Origin of the sequence: Streptomyces canus (genome assembly GCF_030816965.1) — a bacterium.
Taxonomy (GTDB): Bacteria; Actinomycetota; Actinomycetes; order Streptomycetales; family Streptomycetaceae; genus Streptomyces; species Streptomyces canus_E.
On the sequence record NZ_JAUSYQ010000002.1, the window covers coordinates 341,478 to 353,618 of the forward strand.

11 protein-coding genes are annotated in these 12,141 nt (G+C 71.1%); 10 read left to right on the forward strand and 1 reads right to left on the reverse strand.

Going from position 1 to position 12,141, the window contains the following annotated elements; all coding sequences use genetic code 11:
- The first annotated feature begins 2 nt into the window (after positions 1-2).
- From QF027_RS02510 to QF027_RS02545, 8 genes are all read left to right on the forward strand, one after another.
- Positions 3-563, forward strand: coding sequence for an NADH-quinone oxidoreductase subunit J (locus QF027_RS02510; protein WP_306986342.1), 561 nt, complete (start codon positions 3-5; stop codon positions 561-563).
- Positions 560-865 (forward strand): NADH-quinone oxidoreductase subunit NuoK, encoded by a 306-nt coding sequence (locus tag QF027_RS02515; protein ID WP_306986341.1) that lies wholly within the window; start codon positions 560-562, stop codon positions 863-865. Before QF027_RS02510 ends, QF027_RS02515 begins: the two co-directional genes overlap by 4 nt.
- Positions 862-2,709, forward strand: a complete 1,848-nt coding sequence (locus tag QF027_RS02520) for an NADH-quinone oxidoreductase subunit 5 family protein (protein WP_307072300.1) — start codon at positions 862-864, stop codon at positions 2,707-2,709. The genes QF027_RS02515 and QF027_RS02520 overlap by 4 nt, the downstream gene beginning before the upstream one ends.
- A 7-nt stretch (positions 2,710-2,716) precedes the next feature.
- Entirely contained in the window at positions 2,717-4,222 is a 1,506-nt protein-coding gene (locus tag QF027_RS02525; RefSeq protein ID WP_307072302.1) for a complex I subunit 4 family protein, read from the forward strand.
- Positions 4,219-5,637: an NADH-quinone oxidoreductase subunit N gene (locus QF027_RS02530; RefSeq protein WP_307072305.1), complete on the forward strand. Its 1,419-nt coding sequence runs from the start codon at positions 4,219-4,221 to the stop codon at positions 5,635-5,637. The genes QF027_RS02525 and QF027_RS02530 overlap by 4 nt, the downstream gene beginning before the upstream one ends.
- Positions 5,638-5,706: 69 nt before the next feature.
- Complete coding sequence (locus tag QF027_RS02535) at positions 5,707-5,958, forward strand: hypothetical protein (protein ID WP_306986337.1); 252 nt, start codon at positions 5,707-5,709, stop codon at positions 5,956-5,958.
- Positions 5,959-6,325: 367 nt separating this feature from the next.
- Complete coding sequence (locus QF027_RS02540) at positions 6,326-6,946, forward strand: SRPBCC family protein (protein ID WP_306986336.1); 621 nt, start codon at positions 6,326-6,328, stop codon at positions 6,944-6,946.
- 50 nt (positions 6,947-6,996) lie between these two features.
- Positions 6,997-9,288, forward strand: coding sequence for an FdhF/YdeP family oxidoreductase (locus QF027_RS02545; protein WP_307072307.1), 2,292 nt, complete (start codon positions 6,997-6,999; stop codon positions 9,286-9,288).
- Positions 9,289-9,333: 45 nt separating this feature from the next.
- Here QF027_RS02545 and QF027_RS02550 read toward each other — a convergent pair whose 3' ends face one another.
- The gene (locus tag QF027_RS02550; RefSeq protein WP_307072309.1) at positions 9,334-9,681 is read right to left on the reverse strand and encodes an antibiotic biosynthesis monooxygenase family protein; all 348 of its coding nucleotides are present in this window, start codon (positions 9,679-9,681) and stop codon (positions 9,334-9,336) included.
- A 175-nt stretch (positions 9,682-9,856) separates the two neighbouring features.
- Here QF027_RS02550 and QF027_RS02555 point away from each other — a divergent pair, with 175 nt between their 5' ends.
- Complete coding sequence (locus QF027_RS02555; protein WP_307072311.1) at positions 9,857-10,924, forward strand: hypothetical protein; 1,068 nt, start codon at positions 9,857-9,859, stop codon at positions 10,922-10,924.
- Positions 10,925-10,926: 2 nt separating this feature from the next.
- Positions 10,927-12,036, forward strand: coding sequence for a hypothetical protein (locus QF027_RS02560; protein WP_307072313.1), 1,110 nt, complete (start codon positions 10,927-10,929; stop codon positions 12,034-12,036).
- Positions 12,037-12,141 lie beyond the last annotated feature (105 nt).

Sequence of the window (12,141 nt, forward strand, 5' to 3'; positions counted from 1 at the left end):
CCATGGAAGTCACGGTGTTCTGGTTGCTTGCCGTCCTCGCGGTCGTCGGCGGCGTGATGGTGTTCCGCTTCGACTCCATGGCCCGGGCGACGTTCTCCCTGCTGGCCTCGCTGCTCTGCGTGGGCGGTCTGGTCGTGTTGCTGGGGCTGGACTACCTGGGCATCGTCATCGTGCTGATGATGACGATCGAGATGGCCATCATGGCGGTCTTCATGGTGATGTACATGATGAATCCGGCCGGGCTGATGCCGATGACGATGATGCACAACAAGAAGGGGGCGGCCGTCGTCTGCGGCCTCGTCTTCGTGCTTCTCGCCGCCGGGATCCTGCTCGCGCCCTGGCCCGCCCGGCGCGGAAAGGCACCCGCCGATCCGACCATGGAGCTCGGCATGTCCCTCATGGGTCCGCAGATGCTGACCATGATGACGCTGGGCATGGCCCTGTTCGCGACGATCGTCGCCACCGTGGTACTGGCGACCCGGCGGGGACGGTACGACCGGCTCGGCGACGACCTGCGGGCGCGGCGCCCGGAGGATCCCGTACGAGGCGGTGTCGGCCGGTGACTCTGGAGCTGCTTCTCCTGGTGGCCGCCGCCCTGTTCTGCGTCGGGCTGTTCGGAGCGCTCACCCAGCAGTCGATCGTGATGCTGATGATGGGCCTCGAACTGATGCTGGGCGGGGTCATCCTGGGCGCCGCGGCCGCCTGGCACTACATCGCTCCGGCGGCCGCCGACGGGCAGGTGCTGATCGTCGTCGCCGTCACGGCGATGGCCCTGGAGATGGCGATCGGGTTCGCCGTGGTCACCGCCCTGTTCCGGTCGCGCGAGGTCGACATGACCGACATGGCGGCGGAGTTGAAGGAGTGAGCGCCCTGCTGTGGGCGCTGGTCGTCCTGCCGCTCGGCACCGGTGCGCTGCTGCTCGTGACGGGACGGCGGGCCGATCGCGCGGCGCCGGCCGTGGCTCTCATCGTGACGGCCGCCGCCCTGGGTCTCGCGATCGCCGCGGCGTTCCGGCATCCGGCGGTGCAGGCGCCGTTCCTCGACGGACTGCCGATGCGGTTCGCGGTGGACGGCCTGTCCGGGCTGCTGGCCGTCACGGTCGCCGCGGTCACACTCGCCGTACTCCTCTTCAGCGCCGCCGAGTTCGGCGCCGACGAGGCCCGGGCGCGCTTCTTCGGCCAGATGCTGCTGTTCTCCGGGAGCATGCTCGCCACGGTGACCGCCACGAGCCTCCCGGTCCTGCTGCTGGGCTGGGAGGTCATGGGCGCCACGTCATGGGCGTTGATCGGCTACTGGTGGCGGGACCCGGAGCGGACGAGCGCGGCCGACACCGCGTTCCTCACCACCCGTACCGCGGACCTGGGTCTCTACCTGGCGGCGGGTGCCGCGCTCGCGAGCGGCCGGGACCCGGCCCTGTCACTCGACGGCCTGGCCCGCGCCGACGACCCGTGGCTGTCCTTCGTCACCGCGGGCATCATCGTGGCCGCCCTGGGCAAGTCGGCCCAACTTCCCTTCAGCTTCTGGCTGTCGAAGGCCATGCAGGGCCCGAGCCCGGTCTCCGCGCTGCTGCACTCGGCGACGATGGTGGTCGCCGGGGCCTACCTGCTGCTGCGCACCGGACCGCTGCTGGAGGCTTCTGGCTGGGGCGACGACGTGGTCGCGTGGACGGGCGCCGCCACCGCCCTGTGTCTCGGACTCGTCGCCGTGGCACAGACGGATCTCAAGCAGCTGCTGGCCGCGTCGAGTTGCGCCCAGATCGGCTTCATGGTGCTGGCCGCCGGCACCACTGCGACCTCCGGCGGCACGCTTCAGCTCATCGCCCACGCGGCGGCCAAGAGCCTGCTCTTCCTCGGCGCGGGCGCCTGGCTGACCGCCCTGGGGACACAGCAGCTTCCCGAACTGCTCGGAGCCGCCCGCCGCAGTCGGACCGTCGGCGTGGCCTTCACCGTGGCCGCGCTCTCCCTGGCCGGGCTCCCACCGCTCTCGCTGTGGGCCGCCAAGGACGTCCTGCTCTCGGGAGTTCTGGAGCGCAGTCCCTGGCTGTACGCCCTCGGGCTGGCCGGGGCGCTCCTGTCCGCGGTCTACAGCGCCAAGGCCCTCTGGTACGTGTGGCGGCGCGCGGTGCCACAGACCGATTCCCGCCGCGTTCCGGGTGGTGCGTTGCCATCCCTGGCGCTGCTGGCTGTCGCCTGCGTCGCACTGACGCCGCTGGCGTTCCCTCCGCTGCGTGACAGCGTCGGACGCGTACTCGCCCAGCCTGATCAATCCGCCCCGCACCCCTGGGGGTTCGCGCTTTCCGGGATTCTCGCCCTGCCGGCCGTCGCGGCCACGTGGGCCTGGGGATCCCGCCCACTGCCCCTGCCAGGACGTGCGAAGTCCGCCCTCCTGGACTGGCTGCACCTCGAGCGCGCCGCCCACCGGCTCCTGGTCGCCCCCGTCCTGCGCCTCGCGCGCGCTGCCGCCGCGTTCGACGACCGGGTCATCGACCGCGCCGTCGACGATTCGGCCACGGTCGCCCTACGGTTCGCCCGCTGGACGGACGGCGTCGTGGAGCGTGCCCTCGACGGGTCGGTGACCGCCCTCGCCGCCGGCACCCGTGCGCTCGGCCGCCTGGCACGCCGCCCGCAGACCGGCCAGCTGCACCAGTACCTCGCCCAGGCCGTCGCGGCCTTCACCGTCCTCGCCGTCGTGCTCGTCCTCGTGAGGTGACCCCCCGATGCTGACCGCTCTAGTCTTCGCGCCCACGGCCGTCGCGCTCCTGCTGTTCGCGCTCCCCCGCCGTACGACCTCCTCGGTTTTCCGCATCATCTGGGTGGCGGTGTCTGCCGTCGAACTCGCTCTCGTCGTCGCGATATGGGCCGGGTACGAGGCCGGCGGCGGCATGCAGTACGAGGAGCGCGCCCGCTGGATCCCCGGAGCGGGCGTCGGCTATCACGTCGGCGTGGACGGGCTGTCGCTGCCGCTGCTCGCCCTCAGCTGTCTGCTGTTCCTGGCCTGTGCGCTGTACTCCCTGCGCGAGAGGCGCCGGGTCCGCGAGTTCGCCGCACTGTTCCTCTTCCTGGAGACCACCTGTCTCGGCCTGTTCGCGGCCCTGGACCTGATCCTCTTCTTCGTCTTCTTCGACCTGTCCATCGTGGCGATGTACTTCGTCATCGCGGGCTGGGGCCATCGGCAGGCGGCCCGGGCCGCGCTGAAGTTCTTCCTCTACACCTTCGTCGGGTCGCTCGCCCTGCTGCTCGGCTTCATCGGGCTCTACCTCGCCGCGTCCCCGCACACCTTCGACATGGTCGAGCTGACCCGGCAGAACCCGCTCGCCGGACGGTCCGTGTACGGCGGCCTCGTCCTGCTGGCCGTGGCGGTCGGCTTGGCGGTCAAGACGCCGACGGTGCCGTTCCACACGTGGTTGCCACCGGCCCACGTCGAGGCGCCGGCCGCCGGTTCGGCGATCCTGGCGGGGGTGCTGCTGAAGATGGGCACGTACGGATTCCTGCGCATCGCCATGCCGATGCTCTCCGATGCCTGGCGGCGCTACGCCCTCGTGCTGGTCGTCGTCGGCGTCGTGTCGGTCCTGCACGGGGCCTTGGTCGCGCTCGCGCAGACCGACTTCAAGCGGATGGTCGCCTACACCTCCGTGAACCACATGGGCTACATCGTCCTCGCCCTCGGTGCCGCCGCGGCGACGGCGGACAGCTCCGAACAGGCCCGCTCCCTGGCCGTCACCGGGGCGGTGACGCAGATGGTCAGCCACGGACTGCTCACCGGTGCGCTGTTCCTCCTCGCCGGAGTGCTGTACGAGCGCGGACGGACGTACGACATGGGCGCCTACTCGGGACTCGCCGCCACGGCCCCGGCCTTCGCGGCGATGACCGGCGTCGCGGCCTTCGCCTCGCTCGGTCTGCCCGGGTTCTCCGGTTTCATCGCCGAGTTCCAGATCTTCACCGGCAGCCTCGGGCCACGGCCGGTGGCCACGGCACTCTCGGTGCTCGGCATCCTGCTCACGGCCGGGCTGTTCCTGCGCGCGCTGAGACAGGTCTTCACGGGGCCGCTGCGCCTGCCCGACGCGCCGGGCACGCCACGCGTGTTCCCCGACATCCGGGCACACGAGACCCTCGCCGTCGTCCCCCTCCTCGTCCTGGCCGTCGTCCTCGGCGTGGCACCACGCTTCCTGCTCGACGTCATCGAGCCGGCCTCGCGTTCCGTCCTGGAGCTGCTCGCCCGATGAACGAGATGAACGAGAACCCGCTCGACCTCCTGCCCGAGGTGCTGTTGGCCGCGTCGGCCGTGCTCGGGCTGCTGCTCGGCTCCTGGCTGCCGCGCGCCCGGCAGTGGTTGGTCGGGCTGCTGGCGGCCGTCGCCTGTGCGGCGGGGATCGTCGCGGCATCGGTGGCCGCGGCTCAGCCCGCCACGACCGCCTTCGGCGAGGCCTTCGCCGTCGACCCGGTGACGAGCACGTCCAGGGTCGTCGTCCTCGGCGGCACGCTCCTCGTCCTCGGCATCTCCTTCCGTCCGCTGCGTGGCGATGCGCGGGAGAGCGAGTTCTACGTCCTGGTGCAGCTGGCAGCCCTCGGCGCTCTGATGATGGCGGGCACGCAGGACCTGCTGCTCTTCGCCGCCGCCTATCTGCTGGCGAGCATCCCCGCCTACACGCTCGCCGGCTTCCGCAAGGACGGGCCCGGCACCGAGGCGGCCCTCAAGTACTACGTGGCCGGTGCCCTGTTGGGCGTACTGATGCTGGCCGGCATCACGGTCCTGTACGCGACCGGACGCGCCACCGGGTATCCGATGCTCGGGGACGCGTTCCGCGACGCGCCCGGGGCGCTGCTCGCAGTCGGCGCGATCGGGCTGCTGTCGGGCGTGCTCTTCAAGGCCGGAGGTGTGCCGGCGCACTTCTGGGTGCCCGACGCCGTTCAGGGCAGCAGCCCGCCGGTGGCCGCGCTGCTCACCAGCATCCCGAAGATCGGGGCACTGGCCGCGCTTTTCCGGCTCGGTGACGTCGTCTTCGCGGACAGCACGCTGCCGTGGCCCGCGCTCGTCGCCGTACTGGCCGCCGCGTCGATGACGCTCGGCAACCTGGGCGCGTTCTTCCAGCAGGACGTCAAGCGCCTCCTGGCCTACTCGACGATCAGCCAGGTCGGGTACCTGCTCATGCCGGTCGCCGTCGCGGGCCGCGCGGACCTCGCCCAGCAGGCGCTCCTGTACTACCTCGCGGCCTACACGGTCACCAACCTCGGCGCGTTCGCGGTGGTCTGCGCCCTTCCTCGAGCCGACTCCCTGGACGACTACCGGGGGCTCGCCAAAGAGCGTCCGCTGCTGGCCACGAGCCTGGTCGTCTGTCTGCTGGGGCTCGTCGGCACCCCGCCCACGGCGGTCTTCCTGGGCAAACTCGAGGTGTTCGGTGCCGCGTTCGACGGCGGGTACGCGTGGCTCGCCGTCGTGGCCGCCGTCAACACGGTGGCGTCCCTCTTCTACTATCTGCGCTGGATCGTGCCCACTGTCTCCGGGAGCGGGTCCGAGTCCCTGGCCGACGGCGACCGGGCGGCACGCGTCGTCGCCTACGTCGCCGCGGCCGTGTCCCTCGGGCTGGGCATCGGTGGCGGACCGGTCCTGGACGTCCTGACCGGACCGATCACCCACTGACACCCACTGACGTACGTTCGTGAGCCGTCCGGCCGCCGCGGGGACCGTCGCGCGCGCAGTCTGTACGCCATGACCGGCCCCTGCGTCGCGTCCGGCCGCCCCGCGGGCAACAGCAGCGCACCGACGGCGGCCACCACGGCGGCGATGACCGCACAGGCGGTGAAGGCGTTGCCGAAGCCGCCGGTCCCGGCCGCCGTGCCCGCGCCGCCGTGCCGCGCAGCCGCCTTCCAGGCCGGCTCCGGCGATGGCCGAGATCACGGTGACGCCGAGCGCCGCGCTCGTGCGACGGCCGAGCGTCAGGCAGGTCTGACCCGTCCATGAGTGCCTGGACGACGTCGTCGGGATCGAGCACGGGGGCGGGCGAGAGCGCGGCGGCCGACCCCGAAGGACCTGAGCGACACGGCCGTGCGCGCCGACGGCCACATCGCGGCCGTACCGGGCCACGGGTGGCCAGGGTGGTACACGAGGGCGGATCAACTTGCTCTCCCGCGGTCGCCACGACAGCAGCAGCCCGTTGGCGGCCGCGACCGCCGACAGCACCCCGACCCGCAAGCCTGGGACCGAGCAGGATGGAGGCGCATCCGCACGACTCGAAGACCGCGATGGGGGAACCGGGAGAGAAGCCCTGACACACGAGAGGGAGGCGGGTGCGCGAGGCCCGGATCCCCGCACCGGAGAAGAGGCGACGATGGCGCGCGAACAGGACTCCCGGCAGGCCGTCCCGAACACGCCGGGAATGCGCCCCGACAGCGACGGTGTCACACGTCGCCGGCCGCTGCGGAGGCGGCACGTCGAGGAGACGGTCGAGGTCGCCGTGCCGGTGCGGACGGCGTACAACCAGTGGACGCAGTTCAAGACCTTCCCCCGGTTCTCGCGCGTGGTGCACGGCGTCGAACAGGTCAGGCCCACGGTGACCGCCTGGACCATCGGCTACGGACCGCTGCGCCGCCGTTTCGCGGTGGAGATCGTGGAGCAGGACCCCGACTCCTACCTGGCCTGGCGTGGCCTGGAGCAGCGCCCCTCGCACCAGGGCGAGGTGGAGTTCAGGCCGACGGAGTCGGGCGGCACCGCCATCACCGTCCGGATGCTCCTCGAGCCACGCGGGGCCGCGAAACGGCTCACCGGCTCTTCCAAGATCACGCAGGTGACCGCCCGGCTGGTCCGCCGCGAGCTCCAGCACTTCAAACAGTTCATCGAGGGGCTGGGACAGGAGGGCGGGGCCTGGCGCGGCACCATCCGCAACGGCCGGGTGCAGCACGATCACCCGGAACCGCCGAGGAGCCGTGTGGCCCAGTGGCCCGTCGGCTGACCCACGTACCGCAGGCGGCAGGACAGACGTGGCAAGAGAAAGGCGAACCGATGCAGAACCCGCCCGGCGAGGAGCCGGAGACCACCCTCTCGGTGACACCGCCCAAGAAGTGGGCGGCCGGGGTCCCCGCGGTCGTGCACGCGCTGGAGTACTCCCTGGAGCAGACCTCACCGCGCAAGACCGGGGTGGACCTGCTGGCCATGAACCAGGTGGGCGGGATCGACTGTCCCGGCTGCGCCTGGGCGGATCCGGCCCCCGGACAGCGCCATCGCAACGAGTACTGCGAGAACGGCGCCAAGCACATCAACGACGAGGCCACGAACCGCCGGATCACCGCCGACTTCTTCCGTGAGCACAGCGTCTCCGACCTCGCCGGGCGCTCCGACATGTGGCTCAACCAGCAGGGCCGGCTCACCGAACCCATGATCAAGCGACCGGGCTCGGACCACTACGAGCCCATCAGCTGGAACGACGCCCTGGGTGTGCTCGCCGGGGAACTCACCTCGCTCGCCTCCCCGGACGAGGCCGTCTTCTACACCTCGGGCCGGGCCGGCAACGAGGCGGCCTTCGTCCTGCAGCTCTTCGCCCGCGCCTTCGGCACCAACAACCTGCCCGACTGCAGCAACATGTGCCACGAGTCCAGTGGCTTCGCCCTGAGCGAGACGCTGGGCACCGGCAAGGGCACCGTCAGCCTCGACGACCTCCACCACGCCGACCTGATCTTCCTGGTGGGGCAGAACCCCGGCACCAACCATCCGCGCCAGCTGACGGCCCTGGAGGAGGCCAAACGCAACGGCGCCCGCATCGTGGCGGTCAACCCGCTGCCCGAGGCCGGGCTACGGCGCTTCAAGAACCCGCAGAAACCACGTGGGGTCGTCGGACGGGGCACCCAGATCGCCGACCGCTTCCTGCACATCAAGCCAGGTGGCGACCTCGCCCTCTTCCAGGCCCTCAACCTCCTGCTGCTGGAAGCCGAGGACGCCCGGCCCGGCACCGTCCTGGACCACGCCTTCATCGACGCCCACACCGCCGGCTTCGAGGAGTTCGCGCAGCATGCCCGCACCGTCGACTGGGACGACGTGCGCGCGGCGACCGGACTGAGCCGCGAGGAGATCGAGAAGGTCCACGACGAGGTCCTGCGCAGCGAACGTGTCGTCGTCTGCTGGGCGATGGGCATCACCCAGCACAAGCACGGTGTGCCCACCATCCGGGAGATCGTCAACTTCATGATGCTGCGCGGCAACCTCGGTCGCGCCGGCACCGGCGTCTGCCCCGTCCGCGGGCACAGCAACGTCCAGGGCGACCGCACGATGGGCATCTGGGAGCAGATGCCGGACTCCTTCCTCGACGCGCTGCAGAAGGAGTTCGGCTTCGATCCGCCACGCCCGCACGGACTCGACTCGGTGAATGCGATCAAGGCGATGCGCGAGGGCCGCGTCAAGGTGTTCCTCGCCCTGGCCGGCAACTTCGTACGCGCCGCTCCCGACAGCGAGGTCACCGAGGAGGCCATGCGTTCGTGCCGGCTGACCGCCCACATCTCCACCAAGCTGAACCGCTCGCACACCGTCTGCGGTGACACGGCGCTGATCCTGCCGACCCTGGGCCGCACAGAACGCGATGTACAGGCCGACGGCGAGCAGTTCGTCACGGTCGAGAACTCCATGAGCGAGGTGCACACCTCCCAGGGGCGCCTGGAGCCGGCGTCCCCCCTGCTGCTGAGCGAGGTAGCGATCCTGTGCCGGCTGGCCCGCCGCACCCTCGACGGCAAGCCGGACATCCCCTGGGACCGGTTCGAGGGGGACTACGGCACGATCCGTGACCGCATCTCCCGCATCGTTCCGGGATTCCACGACTTCAACGCGCGGGTGACACGACCCGGCGGCTTCCAACTGCCCAACCCCGTCAACGAGGGCGTGTTCAACACCTCGGCCGGCAAAGCGCTGTTCACCCGCAACGAGCGCGTGATCCCCAAGGCACCCGAGGGCCACCTGCTGTTGCAGACCCTGCGCTCGCACGACCAGTGGAACACCATCCCCTACACACTCGACGACCGATACCGCGGCATCCACGGCAGCCGCCATGTCGTGCTCGTCAACCCGGCCGACCTGCGCGAACTCGGCCTCGCCCAGGGCGATCACGTCGACCTGGTGAGCATCTGGGCGGACGGCACCGAGCGCCGCGCCGAGAACTTCACGGTCGTCCCCTACCCGGCCGCACAAGGCTCAGCCGCCGCCTACTACCCCGAGACCAACGTCCTGGTGCCGCTGGACAGCGTCGCCGACATCAGCAACCAGCCCACGTCGAAGGGCATTGTCGTCCGCCTCGAGCCCACACCCGCCTGACCGGAAGGAACAGGACCGCAAGTCGCGGCCCGCGCCCGACAGCACCTACGTGTCCGCCGGGCGAGTGAACCCGTAGGCGCGCTCGACCTTGGCCACGTGGAGCGAGAACGAGGCATACCAGTGCTCGCGTCCGTACGCTCGGGCCAGGGTGTGCTCCGCGTGATTCCGCCATGCGGCGATCGATTCCTCGTCCCTCCAGTACGACACCGTGATCCCCAGGCCGTTCGCACCGCGAGCGGCATCGACACCGAGGAATCCCGGCTGGTCGGCTGCCAGTTCGGACAACCGCTCGTCCATCTCCCCATAACCGTTGTCGTCGGCGGTCCGCACTGCCGTGAACACCACCGCGTAGTAGGGCGGGGCGGGCAGCGACGCGGGCACGGGATCGGTCACGCGAGTCCTCCGACGGACGACACCAGCAGTATCGCCTCAAACGATCTCGCGCCCCCGCCCGAACTCACAACCCCGCTGACCCACGCTCCCAGGGACCGCGATCGGCCGAATGCCGTCTGTCCACGGATCGGTGAAGACCCATAGCGTGTGCGGCCTTCGCGTTCTGGGAGGTCTCGTGAACGGTCTCCGTGCGGTCGTCGTCTGTCTGGTGATCGCGTGTGCCGCGGTGGTGTCGCCGGCTGCGGCCGTGACACCGAATCCTGCCGTGACACCGAGCTGGTCGGCGCTGCCGGTGCCGGCGGCGGCCCCGCCCGTGACCGTGTCCGATCTGGCCGCCCGCGGGCCGGCCGAGGGGTGGGCGACCGGGTACGAACAGGCCGCCGACGGATGGCAGCCGATGCTGTACCGGTGGAACGGCAGGGCGTGGAGCCGGGACACCACCTTCCCCGGTGCCGGTGAGCCGGGCCGGCTCGGCAAGGTGCAGTTCGTCGGCACGGAAGTGTGGATCTTCCACGACCGCGCCGGAGAGGGCGAGATCCTGCGCCGGTCGGCGGGAGGGTGGAGTGCCCTCCCGCTGCCGCAAACCCTGTGGACCTACCAGGACTTCACCGCGACAGCGGGTGGCGCGTGGGTGGTCGGTGAGGACGACACCGGGCTGAAGGTGCTGCACTACGACGGTTCCCGCTGGACCGCACAGGCCACGCCGGCCGACGTGCTGTACCTGATGGGAGTCACCGCGCGTACCCCAGACGACGCCTGGGCCTGGGCGGACACCAGCACCGGGACCGCCGTCCTGCACTGGGACGGCACGGCATGGCAGGACGCCAAGGTGCCGCTGCCGCCGAACAGCAACGTGCACACGCTGCTGCTCGAACCGTCCGGCCGGATCACGATCGGTGGCAGCCAGTACACGGACGGCGTGGCCGGCACCTACCTGATGGCCTTCGACGGACACGTCTGGCACACCGCCCACCCGCCGCTGGGCGACACCTCCACCGAGGCCATGGTGCGCGGCCCGGACGGCGCACTGTGGCTGCCGGTGCGCAGCGACCGCGCGTTCCAGTCGAAGTACGCGCGGGTGAACGGCTCCCGCACCACCTACTCCTACGGCCCGGAGCGCACGAACGCGATCGACGTCGAACCGCGTGCGCTGACGAGAGCCGGGGCCTCACTGCTGTCCTTCGGCACCGTGGAGATCTACGGCTCGAAACCGAACCTGATGAGCGAGCGGCTGGGAGGCTGAGCATGACAAGAAGACTTCTCGTCGCGGCCCTCGCTGTCGCCATGGCCCTCATCACGGTCATGGGCTCGGCCGCGGCGCAGCCGCTGTCCTGGCAGCACGTTCCGGTTCCGCCAGAGGTACGCCCACAGGCCGCGCTGAACGAGGCCGTGGCAGTCGGTCCGGACCAGGCGTGGGCGGTGGGCACCGACGCCGTGGGACGTGAGGCGCCGGGCTTCCCGCTGGTGCTGCGCTGGGACGGAACCGCGTGGCACCGCCAGAGCCTGTCCGGGATCGGCTGGCAGGGAGAGCTGCTGTCCGTCGCCGCCACCTCACCGACCATGGTCTGGGCGGTCGGCCGCGATGCGGCGGGCGGCGCCCGTCTGCTCCGCTTCGACGGCATCGCCTGGTCCGAGAGCCGGCCGCCGCCCGGTGTGGTGCTGACCAGCGTCGTCGCCGGCGGCGGTGAGGCCTGGCTGATCGGTTCGCGGGACGGTGGCCAGGTACTGCTGCGCCGGGACGGGAGCGGCTGGCGGGACCTGCCGGTGCCGGCGGGATCGGTGTACGGGCTGCACATACGGGCGGCCGACGACGTCTGGGCCGCGGGCGCCACCGACTCGGGTGCGGCCGTGTCCCATTGGAACGGCCAGGCGTGGCAGCAGACGATCGTGGACGGCTTCCCGCGGTCGGCCGTGGGCAGTGTGCTGGCGGTCTCGCCGACCGAGGTGTGGGCGGGTGGCACGGCCGGGTTCGTCGGCGGCCCGCCGGGCCGGCCGATTCCGCCGCTGCTGCTCCGCTTCGACGGGCAGACGTGGAGCCGGGTGAGCGTCCCCACCGATTTCGGCTCGATCAGCTCACTGGCGGCCTCCACGTCCGGCGGACTGGCCTGGGTCTCGGTGGCCCGCTCGCAGAAGTGGGGCCCGGCCGGCAGCTCTCCGCCGCTTGTCCCCGGGCCGGATTTCCTCGCCTGGAACGGCCAGTCGTTCACCGAGTACGGCGAACCGGCGGTGGCCGACGAGGGAGACTCCCGGACACTGCGGCTGGCGCCGGTATCAGGCACGGACACGGTGTGGTCGGTGGGCCGCGCCGACGGCCCCGAAGGCACCTTCGCGCCGCGTACGCTGCGCTTCGGCTGAGCAGAAACCCATCCTCTTCCCCGGATGACTCCGCGCATGCGCGGCTTCCCTCGTTCGAGAGACATACGGCACACCCCCCTGAGAACTCGCCGCGACGGGGTAACC

Bases quoted from the DNA above. Each gene is read 5' to 3' on its own strand.
- QF027_RS02545 (WP_307072307.1), top strand. From the start codon at position 6,997: ATGCAGAACCCGCCCGGCGAGGAGCCGGAGACCACCCTCTCGGTGACA.
- QF027_RS02540 (WP_306986336.1), top strand. From the start codon at position 6,326: ATGGCGCGCGAACAGGACTCCCGGCAGGCCGTCCCGAACACGCCGGGA.
- QF027_RS02535 (WP_306986337.1), top strand. From the start codon at position 5,707: ATGACCGGCCCCTGCGTCGCGTCCGGCCGCCCCGCGGGCAACAGCAGC.
- QF027_RS02510 (WP_306986342.1), top strand. From the start codon at position 3: ATGGAAGTCACGGTGTTCTGGTTGCTTGCCGTCCTCGCGGTCGTCGGC.
- QF027_RS02525 (WP_307072302.1), top strand. From the start codon at position 2,717: ATGCTGACCGCTCTAGTCTTCGCGCCCACGGCCGTCGCGCTCCTGCTG.
- QF027_RS02530 (WP_307072305.1), top strand. From the start codon at position 4,219: ATGAACGAGATGAACGAGAACCCGCTCGACCTCCTGCCCGAGGTGCTG.
- QF027_RS02560 (WP_307072313.1), top strand. From the start codon at position 10,927: ATGACAAGAAGACTTCTCGTCGCGGCCCTCGCTGTCGCCATGGCCCTC.